The 17,528-nt window shown below is 37.4% G+C and carries 14 protein-coding genes; 7 read left to right on the forward strand and 7 right to left on the reverse strand.

The genetic code is table 11. The features are described 5' to 3' along the window. Window positions 1-92 precede the first annotated feature (92 nt). Together ABDJ41_RS22300 and ABDJ41_RS22305 are read left to right on the forward strand one after the other, a co-directional pair. The gene (locus tag ABDJ41_RS22300) at window positions 93-1,217 is read left to right on the forward strand and encodes a serine hydrolase domain-containing protein (RefSeq protein ID WP_349788368.1); all 1,125 of its coding nucleotides are present in this window, start codon (window positions 93-95) and stop codon (window positions 1,215-1,217) included. A 73-nt stretch (window positions 1,218-1,290) separates the two neighbouring features. Then, on the forward strand, window positions 1,291-3,075 hold the full coding sequence (locus tag ABDJ41_RS22305; RefSeq protein ID WP_349788369.1) for a glycoside hydrolase family 15 protein: 1,785 nt from the start codon (window positions 1,291-1,293) through the stop codon (window positions 3,073-3,075). A 6-nt stretch (window positions 3,076-3,081) separates the two neighbouring features. Here ABDJ41_RS22305 and ABDJ41_RS22310 read toward each other — a convergent pair whose 3' ends face one another. Continuing rightward, complete coding sequence (locus tag ABDJ41_RS22310) at window positions 3,082-5,262, reverse strand: bifunctional alpha,alpha-trehalose-phosphate synthase (UDP-forming)/trehalose-phosphatase (protein ID WP_349788370.1); 2,181 nt, start codon at window positions 5,260-5,262, stop codon at window positions 3,082-3,084. A 210-nt stretch (window positions 5,263-5,472) separates the two neighbouring features. On the opposite strand from ABDJ41_RS22310, the gene ABDJ41_RS22315 reads away from it, so the two are divergent. Both ABDJ41_RS22315 and ABDJ41_RS22320 read left to right on the forward strand, forming a co-directional pair. Continuing rightward, a complete protein-coding gene (locus tag ABDJ41_RS22315) occupies window positions 5,473-6,225 on the forward strand; it encodes a hypothetical protein (protein ID WP_349788371.1) in 753 nt (250 codons plus the stop codon). Between the two features lie 45 nt (window positions 6,226-6,270). Beyond that, window positions 6,271-7,452 (forward strand): MFS transporter, encoded by a 1,182-nt coding sequence (locus tag ABDJ41_RS22320; RefSeq protein ID WP_349788372.1) that lies wholly within the window; start codon window positions 6,271-6,273, stop codon window positions 7,450-7,452. Between the two features lie 48 nt (window positions 7,453-7,500). Here the strand turns inward: ABDJ41_RS22320 and ABDJ41_RS22325 are convergent, their stop codons facing one another. Genes ABDJ41_RS22325 through ABDJ41_RS22335 form a run of 3 tightly spaced genes read right to left on the reverse strand, consistent with a single transcriptional unit; the run spans window position 7,501 to window position 11,302 of the window. After that, a complete protein-coding gene (locus ABDJ41_RS22325; RefSeq protein WP_349788373.1) occupies window positions 7,501-8,859 on the reverse strand; it encodes a Gfo/Idh/MocA family protein in 1,359 nt (452 codons plus the stop codon). 13 nt (window positions 8,860-8,872) lie between these two features. Then, window positions 8,873-10,234 (reverse strand): 3-keto-disaccharide hydrolase, encoded by a 1,362-nt coding sequence (locus ABDJ41_RS22330; RefSeq protein ID WP_349788374.1) that lies wholly within the window; start codon window positions 10,232-10,234, stop codon window positions 8,873-8,875. 36 nt (window positions 10,235-10,270) lie between these two features. Next, window positions 10,271-11,302 carry a DUF6807 domain-containing protein gene (locus ABDJ41_RS22335; RefSeq protein WP_349788375.1) on the reverse strand — a complete coding sequence of 344 codons (1,032 nt, stop codon included), beginning with the start codon at window positions 11,300-11,302 and terminating at the stop codon, window positions 10,271-10,273. 179 nt (window positions 11,303-11,481) lie between these two features. Here ABDJ41_RS22335 and ABDJ41_RS22340 point away from each other — a divergent pair, with 179 nt between their 5' ends. The 3 genes from ABDJ41_RS22340 to xseB are packed head-to-tail and all read left to right on the forward strand — an operon-like array spanning window position 11,482 to window position 14,054. Further along, window positions 11,482-12,501 carry a S66 peptidase family protein gene (locus ABDJ41_RS22340; protein WP_349788376.1) on the forward strand — a complete coding sequence of 340 codons (1,020 nt, stop codon included), beginning with the start codon at window positions 11,482-11,484 and terminating at the stop codon, window positions 12,499-12,501. Beyond that, window positions 12,476-13,870, forward strand: a complete 1,395-nt coding sequence (gene xseA, locus ABDJ41_RS22345) for an exodeoxyribonuclease VII large subunit (RefSeq protein WP_349788377.1) — start codon at window positions 12,476-12,478, stop codon at window positions 13,868-13,870. Before ABDJ41_RS22340 ends, xseA begins: the two co-directional genes overlap by 26 nt. Next, the gene (xseB, locus tag ABDJ41_RS22350) at window positions 13,851-14,054 is read left to right on the forward strand and encodes an exodeoxyribonuclease VII small subunit (protein WP_349788378.1); all 204 of its coding nucleotides are present in this window, start codon (window positions 13,851-13,853) and stop codon (window positions 14,052-14,054) included. The genes xseA and xseB overlap by 20 nt, the downstream gene beginning before the upstream one ends. On the opposite strand, the gene ABDJ41_RS22355 is transcribed toward xseB, so the two are convergent. From ABDJ41_RS22355 to spt, 3 genes are all read right to left on the reverse strand, one after another. Then, on the reverse strand, window positions 14,055-15,047 hold the full coding sequence (locus ABDJ41_RS22355; RefSeq protein ID WP_349788379.1) for an NAD-dependent epimerase/dehydratase family protein: 993 nt from the start codon (window positions 15,045-15,047) through the stop codon (window positions 14,055-14,057). It abuts the gene before it with no gap. Window positions 15,048-15,051: 4 nt separating this feature from the next. Next, entirely contained in the window at window positions 15,052-16,170 is a 1,119-nt protein-coding gene (locus ABDJ41_RS22360) for a GNAT family N-acetyltransferase (protein WP_349788380.1), read from the reverse strand. 73 nt (window positions 16,171-16,243) lie between these two features. After that, complete coding sequence (spt, locus tag ABDJ41_RS22365; protein ID WP_349788381.1) at window positions 16,244-17,449, reverse strand: serine palmitoyltransferase; 1,206 nt, start codon at window positions 17,447-17,449, stop codon at window positions 16,244-16,246. Window positions 17,450-17,528 lie beyond the last annotated feature (79 nt).

Genomic DNA, 17,528 nt, shown 5'->3' on the forward strand with positions numbered 1-17,528 from the left:
TAGGGCAGGCACAACATAGGAATGGGTGTATCCAAAATGGTTACACCCATTTATATAAAACCCAAAATATGATCAATTCTCTTAAGTGTCTTATGTCACTGTCGTTAATCATCCTTTTTTCAACTTATGGAAACGCACAGTTAAACGTTACTAATGCTGAAACTGAAATACAAGGCATCATGAAAGATCTCGATGCTGTCGGCCTTTCTGTTGCGGTGGTGAAAAAGGGAAAGATCATTTATACACATTCCTTTGGCTTAAAAGACAAGGAAAATAATATACCATTGTCTGATAGCGACATTTTCAGAATTGCATCTATATCTAAATCCTTTTCTGCAACCGCCATAATGCAATTGGTAGAAGCTGGTAAATTGTCTTTAAATGATGATATTTCTAAACTTATAGGCTTTAAAATAAGAAATCCTAAATATCCGGAAACAGTCATTACCTTAAAAATGCTGATGTCCCACACTTCCAGTATTAATGATAGTCAGGGCTATTTTAACCTCGATAAGATTAATCCGGAAAAGAACATCAATTGGGAAAAATGCTATAATGATTATGAACCAGGCAAAGGTTACAGGTATTGTAACCTGAATTATAACCTGACAGGTGCAGTTATAGAAAAATATTCAGGAGAACGTTTTGACAATTATGTTGTTCGCAATATCCTGAGACCTCTAGATATCTATGGAGGCTACTGTATTGATTCTTTAGATGCTAAACGTTTTGTAACACTGTATGAATATGATACGCTGAAAAAAACTTTAATAGCTTCACCCGCAGCTTATGATTCTAGAGCTGAAGATTTGAAAACGTACAAAATGGGTTATAGTACACCCATATTCTCACCAACAGGTGGACTTAAGATTTCGGCAACAGATCTGGCCAAAGATATGATCATGCATATGAATTATGGTAAATCTAATAGAGTCAGGATTATTTCTAAAAATAGTGCAAAGCTGATGCAAACACCGGTTTTAGCATCTGGTAAGTATGGCCTGGCTATTACAACTGCTGATGATCTGATTCCAGGCAAAAGTCTAAAAGGACATACGGGTTCTGCTTATGGGCTGTTCAGCGCCATGTTCTTTGATCCAAAAGAGAAGTTTGGGATAGTCGTAATTAACAATGGTTGCAATCCTAAATATAGAGATGGCATTCAAGACATACTACGCCTCTCTATTAATAGTTTATATAATAATTTTATCAAATAACATCAGTTTTTATCTTTAAACTGAACAAAACCACAGCCTTCCTGTTGTTATAATAGATCAATTGCTATTATTTATGACAGAAAGACACACTTACCAGACCGGTATTATTGGAAATTGCGCATTCCTTGCTCATATCAACAAAAACACAAATGTAGATTGGCTATGTTGGCCTCGGTTTGATAGTAGTTTTGTTTTTGGTGGTTTATTAGACAAAAAACAAGGGGGAGAGTTTTCAATTCTTCCAAAAGGTGAATATATTTCCAGACAATATTATCTAGAAAATACCAATGTTTTATGTACTGAAATCAGTAATCCTGAAGGTAAATACCGGATAGTAGATTATGCTCCTCGATTTCATCAGTTTGAACGTTATTTTAAACCTTTGATGCTGATCAGAAAAATTGAACCATTGGAAGGGGAGCCAAGGATACACGTAACTTGTAAACCCGTCTATGATTATGGTCAAATCAAGCAAACAGGGCATCGCGGCAGTAACCATATTGAATTTGAGGGTGCAGATGATGACATGCAGCTAAGCACCAATATCTCATTAAGCTATATTGAAGACGGAAAGTATTTTGCATTAAATGAGGCAAAGTACCTGATCCTTACTTATGGTCACGAATTAGGAGCCCCCATCATCAGTACTGCTGATAGGTTTTTAACTGAAACCATCAGATATTGGCGCACCTGGATTAAACATACAACAATAGCCGGTTTCTATCAGTCGCTGGTAATACGTTCGGCTTTAACACTTAAAATACATCAATATGAGGACACTGGAGCAATTATCGCGGCAAGTACGACTAGTTTACCAGAATCGCAGGGAAGTACCCGTAACTGGGACTATAGGTACTGCTGGATGCGGGATACTTATTACGTGATTACGGCTTTAAACCATATTGGCCATTTTGAAGAAATGGAAAAATACTTCGGTTATGTAACTGATATTTCTTTTAGAGACGACCAACGCTATCAGCCTTTGTTTGGCATTGCAGGCGAAAGAGTGCTGACTGAGCGTATCCTTGATAATATTGATGGCTATATGGGTAATAAGCCTGTAAGAGTCGGAAATCAGGCTTTTGAGCACATTCAGAATGATATTTATGGTCAGGTATTGGTTTCTATGTTACCGCTTTATACGGACTCACGTTTTATTTACTCCGAAAGAAAGGATTCGGAAAAATGGCTGGATTATCTGCTTAAAAAGATTGAACGTACTATTGATGAGAAAGATGCAGGCATCTGGGAATTTAGAAATATTGCCAATACACATTGTTATACCAATCTTTTCCAGTGGGCTGGTGCAAATGCAGCCTTGAAAATGGCGAGAACAATAGGAAACAGCATTTACGAAGAAAGAGCTCAGATCTTAATTGATAAGGCTGCAAAACATATTGAAGATTGTTATGATCCTGTACGAAAAGTATACACACATGCAGTAGGTAGTCCTCATCTTGATGCCAGTACTTTGCAGCTTATATTAATGAATTACCTGGATCCGGATTCTCAAAAAGCTAAGAATCATTTAATTGCACTGGAAAATGAACTAAAGACAGAAAATGGATTGTTTTACAGGTATTTACACACTGACGATTTTGGAAAGCCTAAAACCACATTTTTGATTTGCGCCTTTTGGTATATTGAAGCGCTGGCTTGTGTAGGAAGAATTGATGATGCGATTAAAGAGTTTGAGGCCATCATTAAATACGCGAATCATCTTTTACTCTTTAGTGAGGATGTGGATGAAGTGGATGGCAGTCAATGGGGCAATTTCCCCCAGGCCTACAGTCATGTAGGCCTGATGAATGCCGCCCATAGAATAGCAATTAAGCTTGACAGGCCTATATTTCTTTAATAACAACTATTGAATTAATTCTTTTAGTAAGTCCCTCACTTCATGATAATCTTTTAAATAATAGCGGGCAGCAGAGATATTGCTGCCTACTTTTATGGTGTAAGCTTCTGGAGATAATGTTTTAAAAATATCTTCATCAGTATGGTCATCACCTAAGGCCAATATAAAGTCGGGATGATTATCATATAGCCAGTTCTGTACTGCTTTACCTTTATTGACTTCTATATTTTTAAATTCTATTACTTTATTCCCGGGCATCATCTGCAATCCTTTATCTGCAATAAATACCCCAAGGTGATTGATGATTTCATTTGCCCTTAATTCTCCAAGTCCTTCTTCGACTTTACGATAATGCCAGACTAATGAATAACTCTTTTCTTCTATAAATGAACCCGGTGTGCGATCGGTATAGGTATCTAACACTGTTCTTACTTCATGTTTCCATTTATCGGTAAGCAAAGGCAAGGGTTTCCAATCACTGTCCTGATATTTCTGCCAGGCACCATGTTCTGCAATCATATCCAGTTTCATATGGCCAAACCAGTTTTGTAAGGTCTGGTACTTGCGACCACTCACTATGATCACCCGGTTCAGCGGATTAAGTGTCAATTGTTCTAAAATAGAATAGAGTTCTTCATCTGGTGCGGCTTTGTCTATATCTGAATCAAAGCCTACCAAAGTGCCATCGTAATCTAAAAATATATATCGTTCTTTTGCATTTACATAATCATCTGCAATTTTAGCCCTTACCGCCGCAACGGCATGTTTGGTTAGTAAGGAAGCTTGCAGTGCTTTTACTTCTGTCAATTTATCCATAAAGTTTTTTACCCATCTGTACACATTAAACTTGCTGACTATCGCCCGCATACTCTTCATTCTTGTAACCTGCTCATCCAAAGGCATGTTTATAGCTTTAATAATAGCTTCCATAACATCACCCATATTATTTGGATTCACAATTAAAGCATCATTCAACTCTTTGGAGGCTCCTGCCATTTCACTCAGAATTAAAACACCATCGTCATTAGTTCTGGAAGCAACATATTCCTTACTCACCAGGTTCATTCCATCACGCATGGGGGTAACCAGGCAAATATCGGCTGTACTGTAAATAGCCGATAAGAACTCGACCGAAAACGAACGGTAAAAATAATGGATAGGAACCCAGTTTATGGTTCTGAAGCGAGCATTGATATTACCAACCAACTGATCTATCTGATCTTTTAATTCTTTGTATTTTGGAACGGTGTCCCGGGAAGGGACAACAATCATATATAGTGCTAACTTTCCGATGTATTCGGGATGTTGATCTAAAAGCAGTTCGAATGTCTGTAAGCGTTGTAATATGCCCTTACTATAATCGAGCCTGTCGATCGTTAGAATAGTTTTTAAATCTTTTAGACTGTTTTTAAAGGAACTCACATACTTGGTAACTTTCTCAGTCCTGGTCAGCGAATCAAAATTTTCTGAATCAATCCCCATAGGGAAAGCTTCTACAACAATCTGTCGGTTTTTATAATTCAGCACATTGTCTGACAAATTACTGGAAGATAGTCTGGATGCTGAACTTAAAAAATAACTGACATCATTAAAAGTATGGAAGCCAAGCAGATCAGCTCCTAACATTCCGGCTATCAACTCTTTCCGCCAGGGGATTAACCGAAAGATTTCAAATGACGGAAAGGGGATATGCTGGAAAAAACCAATAGTAACATATGGTTCTTCTGTACGGATCAAACAAGGCAACAATAGCAATTGATAATCATGTATCCAAACAGTATCACCTTTATTTAAACTATTCAATGCTACATCTCTGAATTTCTCATTTACAGATTTGTAATATTCCCAATATTGCTCGTCAAATTTGGCATAGGTAACAAGGTAATGAAACACCGGCCACAATATTTCATTTGAAAATCCTTCGTAATAGAAGTTGATCTCATCGGCAGTTAGAAATACAGGGATAAGATTGTAAGCTGCTAATTTTAAGGTTACTTCAACCTGTCTTTCCTTTGGAACTTCAATTCCCGGCCAGCCAATCCAGATGTTATTGCCTTTTTTGTAGACAGCACCTAGGCCTGTGGCTAAACCACCCTCACTGGGACTAAGTTTGTATTCGCCATTTTCTTCTGTAATTTTTACTGGTAATCGATTCGAGATAATTATTGTTTTACTACTTGTATTCATATATTATTAAAACAACAGGTACGCTCTGCATTTGTTTGAATTAATTTAAATTAATAGTTAATTACCTCTTTCTAAGAGCAATTAGAAGCCAGTAATAGTACCTCTTGAATTGAATAGCAAAAACCTGCGGATTCATAAAAAAATAATACATTGCAAGAAAATCCAAATAAACTACGTTAATGTAGAAACAAAGCAAAGTATTACCTATCTATGATCAAAAAACTTACGCTACCTCTTTCTATAATCTCTGCCATTTTTATCAGTTCATGTTCTTCTGTGTACATGCCTAATGTGCCAAATACCCCTATGCTTAGTCAAAAGGGAGAATTTAGTGGAGGACTACATATCTCTCCCAGACTCAATACCAGTCTGAATGGCGCTTATGCAGTTTCAAACCATATTGGTGTTCTCTTTAGTGGTTCTTATATGAACAGAGAAAAAGAGAGTAAAGATTACCGACATAAGTTAATGGAAATAGGGGGAGGGTGGTTTGATACTTTCGGGCCAGATAATAACCGCATTTTTGAAGTGTATATAGGTGTAGGTTCAGGTAGGACAGATCGTATTTTTAGAGAGTTTGATGATAATGATGTTCTGATAAAAACAGATATCGAGGAAATTACTTACAATAAAACCTTTTTACAGGTAAACTATAGTTCAAAGAAAAACAACAACTTACGCCTGTTTGGCCATGACTATGGTTTAAATTATGGTACTGCTTTGCGCATCAGTAGTGTAGATATGAAGACTTTTATGCGTAATAATACCGGACAGGTTAGGGAAGGTAATATTTTCCTTGAACCTATATTTTTTACCCGGATGCGTATCAGTGATACTTTCCAGCTTCAGTATACTACTAGTGGTACTTTTGGTTTAAATAGTCGGAAGCAGATGAATGCCGGAAACTCTATTTTTACCATCGGGGCGGTAATTAACCTGAATGGAAAACGGAAACAGGAGTAAAAAAAACTTACCTTTGTCGCACTGCATCCCACAATATTTACCTCAATGCGACATCCTTCCGATACATTTTATACTTTACAGTTTGGTCTTGTTTGTTTAAGTTCCTTTTTATTCTCAGCAAGCTTTAACATGTTGATTCCCGAACTTCCTGCCTATTTAACAGCAATGGGTGGAGCAGAGTACAAAGGATTGATTATTGCTTTATTTACACTTACAGCAGGTATTTCAAGGCCATTTAGTGGTAAATTAACCGATACCATTGGAAGGGTACCGGTTATGGCAGTAGGTTCATTGGTATGTTTTGTATGTGGGTTCCTTTATCCTATGCTGACCACCATTGCAGGTTTTTTGTTCCTGAGGTTAATCCATGGTTTTTCTACAGGCTTTAAGCCAACAGCCACCGCAGCTTATGTTGCAGATTTAGTACCACAGGGAAAATGGGGTGAAGCAATGGGCATTCACGGAATTTGTTTCAGTACAGGATTAGCCATTGGTCCTGCAATAGGGAGTTTGATCACAGATCATTATAGCATCAATATCTTGTTTTACTGTTCTTCATTATTTGCTTTGTTGTCGATCGCTATTTTGGCAAACATGAAGGAGACCTTGCCTGGAAAGGAAAAGTTTAAAATTAAACACTTAAAAGTAAACAGAAAAGACATTATTGAATGGCGCGTTATTCCTGCTGTAACAATTATATTCATGACTTATATTGCTTATGGTGCTATTCTAACTGTCATTTCTGATTGGAGTGCTCATTTGGGCACCAGCAATAAGGGAATGTTTTTCATGGTATTCACGCTGACTTCCTTACTCATTCGTTTTGTGGCAGGTAAAGCATCCGACAGACATGGCCGGGTTTTGATCTTGAAAATATCTATTTCACTTTTAGCAATTTCATTGGTCTGGATAGGAATGGCAAATTCTTCACTTAGCTTAATGCTGGCATCTGCATTATATGGTATAGCGACAGGAATGCTTTCACCAACAACATCAGCATGGACGGCAGATTTAAGTGATCCCCTACAAAGGGGTAAGGCAATGGCTACTATGTATATCGCATTGGAAGCTGGTATTGGATTAGGTGCATTACTTGCAGGTTGGTTATTTATAGATGACCTGAATATGATTCCTATAACATTTTATGTTTGTGCCGGGATAACTGTTCTTTCACTTGTTTATCTGCAGTTTATTTACAAATCCAAACCAGCAGTTGATCCGGTATAAAATTATTAAAATGATAAAGGGGCAAATAAGCCCCTTTATCATGTATACCTAGTATTTAAAAACTTTACCGTCCACCATTACTTCCTGTTTCGCTTCATCAAAAACAGCTTTCTTTCCGGTCCTTACCGCAGCGTTTGTCATAATATTAGCGATAGAATGGTAATATCCGGCTTCTACCGGCGCATTAGTCTCCTTGCGACTTCTGATACATTCCATCCAGTTACGCATATGCGAAGAGGTCAGTTTATCACCTCCTGTATTAGCAGAAGCAGCTACCTTTTCTACCAGATCAGTTAATTTCAATTCTGGTAACAAGTTCGGTTTCATACCCATAGCCGCAGCAGGTTTTTCTTTTAATCCACCAATTGGTGAAACCATATTGGTATTCAGGTTCAGCTCGCCACCATTAGAATAATAAATCTCTGCCGGACGTTCATCACCATTGTGCATCCTGGAGGTAAATACAACCTGAAAACCATTATTAGGATCATTCGGTTTACCATAATCAAATACTGCGGTAGTAGTATCCCAATTACGTCTGCCATCTTTCCATTGGTAAATACCTCCGTTGGCAACCACACTTCTAGGATGTTTCAAGTCGGTAAACCAATGTACGGTATCAATCTGGTGCGACATCCATTGTCCTGGCATACCTGATGAATATGGCCAGAACAAACGATATTCTAAATATTTACGCGGATCCCATTCTTCAAAAGGACGGTTCAAAAGGAAACGCTTCCAGTCGGTATCTTCTTGTTTTAGTTTAGCAACCAGATCAGGTCTGCGCCAACGGCCAGGCTGATTGACATTCCAACTCAACTCAACCATGGTAATATCCCCAAATTTACCATCCTTAATAAATTGTGATGCGGCTTTATAATTAGCTCCGCTTCGGCGTTGGGAGCCGATCTGTACAATTTGTTTAGAATTCTTTACTGCCTTTAATGCCATGCGGGCATCTTCCATGGTTTCTGCAAATGGCTTTTCACAATATACATCACATTTATTATTTACACCTTCAGCAGCATGAATGGCATGCTGGAAATCTGCTGTACTGACAATTACAGCATCAATATTCTTTAAATTGTACAACTCATCATTATTACGACAAGCCGTAATATCATGTCCGAATTTTGATTTTAAATGATCTACACCCAACCCGCGACGATAGTTCCATAAATCGGATACCGCAACAATATCAAAATTCAGCTCCTTATTATGGTGTAAAAAGGAGGGTAGAAGAGCATCTTTAAAACGGTCGGAGAATCCAACCACACCAACACGTACCCGATCGTTGGCGCCAATAATATTCCCATAACTTTTAGCACTTAAACCCATCGTTCCCAAATAAGTACCCGCTGCCGCAATAGCAGATTGTTTGATAAATTTTCTTCTTGAATCCAACATGATTGCTTACATTTTAAAGTTCTTTGATTTTAATACTTCTAAAGGATACATTATCGCCATGATCCTGAAGCAGGATATGTCCTTTTGGCGCCATTCCAAAACCTTTCCAGTTTTTATATTTACTTTCAGCAACAAGCGCATTAAATTCTGCAGAACCTCTTACAAACTCTACAACCTTATAGCCATTCAGAAAGTATTGTATTTTATTATCAGGATAAACCATGATGACGCCTTTATTCCATTCTCCTATTTTTCGCTTTGCATTTGGTACTTTTTTACTGGCAATCAGGTCATACAGGGAACCAAGTGTACGGTTATCATTTTTGCCCATTTTAGCATCAGGATGGTTCTCATCATCAAGAATCTGATATTCCATTCCAATTGCTGAGCCCTTATTTCCTTCTGACAAGGTTACAAAGTATTTAACACCGCTATTTGCACCCTTAGTAAGTTTAAAATCAAACTTTAAGGCAAAAGCTCCATATTGTTTTTCAGTTACAATATCACCTCCGTTAGTGCTTTCTCCACCATTAGATTTAACAACACTTAATTCTCCATTCTTAATTTCCCAACCTTTTTCTGGAAAGCTCTTTTTATAAGCACCAATCCAACCTTTAGTTGTTTTTCCGTCCCATAACAAACTATATCCATTTGTTTTCTCAGCAGGGGATAAGTCGTTAGGAATTGTATTCACTACATAGATCTGATCTGGTTTTGATGGTTTTAAACCTTCTGTCTGGATTCTGATATTTCTCCATTTGATTTGTTTTCCCGGTGCATCATTCTTACCTATACTATGCACCTGTAAAGCAATAAAACCGGAAGGAGTCATGTCATCTACCAAATTAGCGGTAGGTACACCATTTACCCAGGTTCTGATTGAATTACCAATACATTCAATACGGTATTTATTCCATTGACCTTTTTTAAAAGCCAGCTGCCCTTTGGGATTTATATCTAAAGGATAAAGCCATCCCCGGCGACTTTCATCGTATATACCACCACTATAAGCACGATCTGAAGGATCTACTTCCATTTGGTATCCATGTACTCTGCCATCTTTAAAGTCCGGTTTACTTTCACTCCTAAACTGTATCCCCGAGTTCATAGCATTGTCCACAAACAATTCAACCTCAAAAATGAAGTCGCCATAGTTTTTTTCTGTTGTTAGAAATGAATTGGGCGTATTAGAAACTGTAGTACCTACAATCTCTCCATTTATCACTTCATATTTTGCCTGTCCATTTAATTGTTTCCAACCTTTTAAATCCTTGCCGTTAAACAGGTTTTGCCATTTCCCACTTTGTGCATGCAATGAACTTAAAGATGTTCCAAGGATTAACCCTGTTAAAATTAGTAATCTACTGCTCTTCATTTGTTGTTAGTTATTTATTTGTTAGAATATTTTGGTCTATTTTGACATCTTAAAGTCCTTTGCATTTTTATTCAATAGCTCTGAACTCACTTCTTTGCCGGAACTAATGACAATTCGATATTTAAATGTGACTGATTCTCCTGGCTTTAAAGTAAAATTCATATGTTCTTTACCATTACTGAATATGGCTTGTCCTAATGGATTCGCAGCAAACAATCCATAATCACGGGCATGCCAGTATGTAGGGTAACCTGGATTTTTTGGATGATCTATAATGGCTATGGATATAGATTGCCCATCTTTTTTACCATATAGTAAACACCAGTTTGCCCTGGTTCCCCATGCATCATTACCTTGTTTACCAGCACTGGTCAGATAATTGCCATTGGCACCATTTTTTGCTGATAATACTTTGGTTACAATACCATTGTTATCAGTGTATGATACTTCTTTTTCAGAAGGTAATTCAAGTTCATTGGTTACTCGGATACCCAGCATACCATCTTTTATATCTTTAAAATATACTGTATCCTTTTCTGCGGTCAGGGTAGTGCTGCGATCAATCGTCCTGGTGTGTTCAGTTCCACTAAATACAAAAGAGGTCTGTTCTTTTAGTAAGACTGTTTTGTCCTGTTTTTCCCAGTTTGCAGTATAAGCTAGTATACCTGATTTACTACCATCTTTTATAGTCGTTACTTTCACATTCCTGATCCAGCCGTAATTAGCTTTCTTAGCAGCGGGTATTTTATAGGAGTTGTTCCAGAAATCCAGGCCGTTTACACTTTCATAATTGAACCATAGTCCTACATGATGCGGATGATCTGTACGCTCATTCCCAACCTTGTTCAAAGGAAACCCTCGTGTCAGTGTAATCCCACTGGCAGTTTTTAAAGGATATAAAATCGGTTTTTCCAGGTCATCTGGATATAGGAAGCTTGTAAAAGATTGACCGTCTATCAAAACATCAACTTTCTGTTGTTGATCACTTTTAAGGAAAGTTACTTTTTGTGTTTGTGCATTTAATTGCAAACTAAAAAAGCAGCAACCAATTATCAGGTATCTCTTCATTATATTTGGTTAAAATTAGCGCCTAAATCAGATACTAGTTTTAGTTAAATATACCCTTCTTAAGATACAATCGATTCAAAAATCGAGCTTTACAACCAATTATTTACGAAAACGATTGAGTGAAATTCGACAATTCCGGGTAATAAATGTTATCATTGTTTGTCTCTAAAACTAATACAATGAACCGCAAACACTTTCTTTCTGCACTTGCAATTGCAGGTATTACCGGGAATAGTTTTAAAAGTTGGGCAAATAGAGCTGAACCCGATAAAGACTCAAGAATACCACCTTATCTAAAACCCGGTGATACAATTGGTATTACAAGTCCGGCAGGATATATTACCCATGAACAAATTCAGCCTGCCATGCAACTAATGGAAAGCTGGGGCTTTAAAATACAAATCGGGAATGTAATTGGCAAAAGGGATTTTAGTATGGGGGGTACTGATACTGAACGTGCTGCTGATCTTCAACAAATGCTAGATAATACAAAGATCCAGGCCATTATGTTTGCAAGAGGAGGTTATGGAGCAATCCGCATTATAGATCTCTTAAATTTCGATCAATTCAAATCTAAACCTAAATGGATTATTGGTTTTAGCGATATAACAGTACTACATTGCCATTTAAGTGGACAATTGAATATTGCTTCTATACATGCTAAAATGTGCAATAGTTTTCCTACAGATTGGTCTTTGGCAGATCCTATACAGATTGAAACCATACTTTCTATCCGACAGGTACTGACTGGACTGCCAATTAAATATACGGCTGCGCCAAATAGCTTTAACAGATCTGGCAGAGCAGAGGCATCACTAACAGGAGGTAATCTGAGTATCATTGAAACTTTGGCGGGCACTGCATCAGATATTGATACTAATGGTAAAATCTTATTTGTTGAAGATACGGGCGAATATCTGTATAGCATAGACCGAATGTTCTGGAATTTAAAAAGGACTGGAAAATTAGCTAATCTGAAAGGTTTGATTATCGGAGGATTTAAAGTCAAACCTGATGATCCTGGTGAGGAATTTGGACGTACTGTATATGAGCTAATTATAGAAAAAATAAAGGAATATGATTATCCGGTATGTTTTGATTTCCCTGTAGGCCATCAAAAGAATAACTTTGCACTTAAATGTGGTGCAAAGCACATACTTAATGTCGACTCAAATGGAAGCTCAATCGTATCAATCTAATCCTGCAGCCATCAGGCTTTCGGAACTGACCAATCAGATCCGGCAGGCTATTGATGGGTTGTTTGGCAACCGTACTTTCTGGGTAATTGCAGATGTAACCAGTCACACTTATAAGGAACAAAGTAACTTTCATTATTTTGAACTGGTAGAGAAAGATAAGGCATCCGCAAAAATACTGACTAAAATAGCAGGACGCGCATGGGGAAATGCAGCCGTTAACATTTCTAATTTCGAACGTGCGACCGGACAAAAGTTTAAAAATGATATTAATGTATTGGTGCAGGTTTCGGTACAATATAATCCGGCTTTCGGCTTACAGTTAAACCTGATAGATATTGATACCAACTTTACTTTAGGGTTATTTGAACAACAACGTAAAGAAACACTGGAAAGGTTATTAAGGGAAAACCCTGATTTCATACGCAAGGCCGGTGAGCATTTCATTACCCGCAACAACAGTTTAACACTTAATCGGGTTGTACAGCGTATCGCAATAATCTCATCTGCGACTTCTGCGGGGTACCAGGATTTTAGACATACCCTGGAAAACAATTCTTTTGGCTATCATTTTGAAATAGATGATTACTTTACCATGGTACAGGGTGAAGCGAATGCAAAGCAATTTCTTTCTAAGCTTGTGGATGTCTTTCAATCTGATAAACCTTATGATGCATTATTCGTCATCAGAGGTGGGGGTGCACAAACAGATTTCCTGATTTTTGATAATTATGAACTTAGCAGGGCAATTGCTAAATTTCCGATTCCGGTGATTACGGGGATTGGACACCAGAAAAATGAAACAATTGCCGATTTAATGGCACATACGGCAACAAAAACACCGACTAAAGCTGCCGAACTGATTATTGCACACAACAGGGCTTTTGAAGAATCAATGCTGAGTTTGCAAAAAATGGTATTGATCAAGACATATCAGCTCATTAATTTTCATAAAGACAGACTAACACATATTAATCAGGTAACCATAAGCACAACCAGAGATCTTTTACAAGATCAGCACCGGAATATTATGAATTTATCAAGAATGGTACTCACCAATCCTAAAATCATCATTTCCAACAAGCAAAAAGACCTGACTAATGTAATTGGTAATATTGCCTCTTATAACAGGATGTATTTTGCCAATAAAAGAGGATATATAGGTCACTTCCAATCGGTAGTCAGACTAATGAGTCCGCAGAACATATTGAATAAAGGTTTTGCCATTATAAAAGTAAATGGCCGTATTGCAAGTAATGCAGATGCGATTGAGGAAGGTACAGAGCTGACCGTGCGACTTGCTTCAGCAGAAATAAAAACAACAGTGACTTCTAAATCAACAATAAATGGAAATGACGAATTTAACGTATGAAAAAGCATATAAAGAGCTTACTGAAATAGCTCTTGAGATAGAAACTGAATCTGTATCGGTTGATGTTTTAGCAGAAAAAGTAAAACGGGCATCAGACCTGATTGAGTTTTGCCAGACAAAGCTTCGCGCCACAGAAACTGAGGTAAACAAGATCATTAAGCAAATGGAAAATCCATCTGCTTAATTATAACCAGTTTTTAAGCTTATACCATTTGATGGTTTGCATAACCCCTTGTTCCAGATTATACTCTGGCGAGTAGTCCAGGTCTGTATTTGCTTTATGAATACTGCATGCCCAATTTATAGCAGTCAGTTCTGCCATCTTTTCCTTATTTAAAGTCGGCGTATTCTTACTATTCGCATAAATAAAATCCATTGTTGAGGCCAGTAAACTCACCAAAGAAACAGGTAAATGAAACTTAAAGGTTTTTCTGTTTAATGCTTTTTTAGTGTATAAGGCAAGCGCATATCGATCATAAGCCAAACCATCAGAAATGTTGTAAGCCTGATGTACAACAGGAATTGTCAAGGCCTTAACAATTACTTTTACCAGATCTTTCACATACACAAAACTCAACTGCTGTTTAAAACGCCCGATATGAGGTTCTAGTCCTTTGTTAATACTATTGAATAAGATAAACAAATCTTTTTCCCTTGGTCCGTAAACAGCTGTAGGACGTATAGTGACTAAAGGTAGTTCCGTTAATTCAGCCAGATATTGCTCTGCCAGCATTTTACTTGCACCATAATTAGTTACCGGATGGGGAGGAGTATTGTCCTGAATTTTTGCAGATAGGTCTTTTAATGGTCCTAAAGCGGCTAAGCTACTTACAAAAACAAACTTCTCCAGATTGATATTACTTTCTAATGCCGCAATGGCCAGAATCTTCGTATAATCGGCATTCACACGATTATAATCAGCCTCAGTTTTAGCTTTGGTTGTTCCAGCTGCGTGAATAATGTAACTGTATTGCTGCTCTTCAAGCGAATCTTTCAATTGCTGAACATCGCCATAATTCAGATTAACGTAATTGATTTTGAATTCAGAAAGTTGCGATACTTCACTGCCAGGTCTGACAGCAGCATATACTTCCAGATTGGCTTTTAGTGCCTCTTCTATTAAATGATACCCAACAAAACCACTTGCACCGGTAATTAATACCTTCTTTTTACTCATAAATTTATATCTCCCTCTCGTAGATCCTGTACTTTTTATAAGGATCACCCTTTATAGCTATAATTGCATTATTTACCAGATCATTGTGTTCTAATGTCCAGGATGCTTCAGCATATTCCATTCCTTTGGCACGATATGCTTTGATGATTTTACCATAGATACAGGCTTCAATCCCCATTTTACGATATCCATCAACAACCCCCAACAATAGAATTCTGATTCCTTTAACTTTTTTCTTACCGAATAACAATTTAAAAATACCGGTAGGGAATAAGCGACCTTTTTTAATTTTGATCTGGATCTGGTTCATATCCGGAATAGCAGCACCGAAACCAATTAGCTTACCATCCTTTTCTGCAACAAGGCAGAAGTCGGGATCTAATACTAGTTTTAAATCTTTAGCCTGGTAATCAAATTCCTCGTCATTTAAAGGAACGAAGCCCAGATTCTTATCCCATGCTTTATTGTAAACTTCACGCAGGCTCTCTGCTTCCTGCTTAAAATTCTTCATGTTAACTTTACGGATGGTGATATCATTGCGTTGTAAACGCTCTTCTAACCGATCCATCAGCTTTACAGAACGATCATCATAGTTTTCACCAGTAAAGCTCCAGGCAATCAAGTCAACCTGCTTTCTCAATCCCCAACCTTCAAGTAATTCAGGATAATAACTCGCGTTATAAGGCATCATCACTACTGGTGGCATATTAAACCCCTTGACCAACAAACCACAGGATTCGTTTGTCGAAAAGTTTGTAGGACCTATAATTTTACCAGTTACACCTTTATCTTTTAACCATTGGTCAGCAGTATCAAATAAAAGATTGGCAGCACTTTGATCATTAATACAATCAAAAAAACCGAAAAAACCATCATTGACTTTATTCATTTCATTGTGGCTGTTATTTAAAATAGCCGCAATTCTGCCGATCACTTGTTTATCATCATAAAGCAAAAAACACTGCAATGAAGAGTGTTTATGAAAGGGATGTGTTGTTAAAAGATCTTTTTGAGCGATGAACAGTTCAGGAACATAGTTCGGATCTGATTTGTAAAGCTCGTGCGGAAAGTCAATAAATGTTGCTAACTGTTTTTTGGAGCTAACGGCAACAATACTCTTCATTAGTTTATGCTTTGGTATGTAGGATGAAAAAAGAGAAAGGCTTAATGATAATCATTAAGCCTTTTGTAAGGTACTATATTGTTTCCTGGAAGGATTTTACCTGCACTTCTTTTGCAGCCAAAGAAAGCTTCTCTACTGCTTCTTCAATTTGCTCGAAAGTATGTGTAGCCATTAGCGAGAATCTGATTAATGATGAATCAGAAGGTACAGCAGGGGATACCACAGGGTTTACAAAAATTCCATTGTTACTTAAGATATTTGTAACCATAAAGGTTTTATCATTATCTCTGATATAAACAGGAATAATAGGGCTATCGGTATGGCCAATATCAAAACCAGCTTCAACCAATAATTTCTTGGCATAATTAGTATTTGCCCAAAGTTTGTCAATACGCTCTGGCTCAGATTCAATGATATCCAAAGCAGCAATAACGCTGGCAACAGCAGCAGGAGGCATACTCGCACTGAACATTAATGAACGTGCACGGTGTTTTACAAATTCAATAGTTTCTTCTGTACCAGCAATAAATCCACCTAAAGAGGCTAAAGACTTACTGAAAGTTCCCATAATCAGGTCAACTTCATCAGTTAAACCAAAGTGAGAAGCAGTACCAGCTCCATTTAAGCCGATTACGCCCAGACTGTGTGCATCATCCATCATGATGTTAGCACCAAATTCATTGGCAATTTTTACGATTTCAGGGAGGTTAACTAAATCACCTTCCATACTGAAGATACCATCTGCAACAATAAGTTTCGCTGCATCTTCAGGTAATCTGCTCAGTTTTTTACGTAAATCATCCATGTCATTATGAGCATATTTGATCGATCTTGAAAAAGATAGACGACTTCCATCTATGATAGAAGCATGGTCATATTCATCAAGAATCAAATAATCATTCCTGTCTAACAAACATGAAATTACACCCAGATTAACCTGGAAACCTGTACTAAATAGCACTGAAGCTTCTTTACCTACATAAGCAGCAAGTCTTCTTTCCAGCTCAATATGTATGTCTAATGTACCATTAAGGAATCTTGAACCTGCACATCCGGTTCCGTACTTGTCAATCGCCTGCTTTGAAGCCTCTTTAATCTTAGGGTGATTAGTCAAGCCCAGATAGGAGTTAGAGCCAAACATCAGCACCTTCTTCCCGTCTATCACAACTTCTGTGTCCTGGCCTGATTCAATTGCACGGAAGTAAGGGTACAAACCTTTTTCCTTAATTGCGTTAGCGTCTTTGAAAGCCGCTATCCTATCGTATAATTTTTTGCGCATGCTGGTACTTGATATGTTTAGATCACAGAACTTTTTTTTTAGTTGATATATTTTTTATATGAGAATTTGTTTGTTCTGC

Source organism: Pedobacter sp. ASV1-7, assembly GCF_040203335.1.
Taxonomy (GTDB): domain Bacteria; phylum Bacteroidota; class Bacteroidia; order Sphingobacteriales; family Sphingobacteriaceae; genus Pedobacter.

Bases quoted from the DNA above. Each gene is read 5' to 3' on its own strand.
- ABDJ41_RS22300 (WP_349788368.1), top strand. From the start codon at position 93: ATGTCACTGTCGTTAATCATCCTTTTTTCAACTTATGGAAACGCACAG.
- ABDJ41_RS22305 (WP_349788369.1), top strand. From the start codon at position 1,291: ATGACAGAAAGACACACTTACCAGACCGGTATTATTGGAAATTGCGCA.
- ABDJ41_RS22310 (WP_349788370.1), bottom strand. From the start codon at position 5,262: ATGAATACAAGTAGTAAAACAATAATTATCTCGAATCGATTACCAGTA.
- ABDJ41_RS22315 (WP_349788371.1), top strand. From the start codon at position 5,473: ATGATCAAAAAACTTACGCTACCTCTTTCTATAATCTCTGCCATTTTT.
- ABDJ41_RS22320 (WP_349788372.1), top strand. From the start codon at position 6,271: ATGCGACATCCTTCCGATACATTTTATACTTTACAGTTTGGTCTTGTT.
- ABDJ41_RS22325 (WP_349788373.1), bottom strand. From the start codon at position 8,859: ATGTTGGATTCAAGAAGAAAATTTATCAAACAATCTGCTATTGCGGCA.
- ABDJ41_RS22330 (WP_349788374.1), bottom strand. From the start codon at position 10,234: ATGAAGAGCAGTAGATTACTAATTTTAACAGGGTTAATCCTTGGAACA.
- ABDJ41_RS22335 (WP_349788375.1), bottom strand. From the start codon at position 11,302: ATGAAGAGATACCTGATAATTGGTTGCTGCTTTTTTAGTTTGCAATTA.
- ABDJ41_RS22340 (WP_349788376.1), top strand. From the start codon at position 11,482: ATGAACCGCAAACACTTTCTTTCTGCACTTGCAATTGCAGGTATTACC.
- xseA (WP_349788377.1), top strand. From the start codon at position 12,476: ATGGAAGCTCAATCGTATCAATCTAATCCTGCAGCCATCAGGCTTTCG.
- xseB (WP_349788378.1), top strand. From the start codon at position 13,851: ATGACGAATTTAACGTATGAAAAAGCATATAAAGAGCTTACTGAAATA.
- ABDJ41_RS22355 (WP_349788379.1), bottom strand. From the start codon at position 15,047: ATGAGTAAAAAGAAGGTATTAATTACCGGTGCAAGTGGTTTTGTTGGG.
- ABDJ41_RS22360 (WP_349788380.1), bottom strand. From the start codon at position 16,170: ATGAAGAGTATTGTTGCCGTTAGCTCCAAAAAACAGTTAGCAACATTT.
- spt (WP_349788381.1), bottom strand. From the start codon at position 17,449: ATGCGCAAAAAATTATACGATAGGATAGCGGCTTTCAAAGACGCTAAC.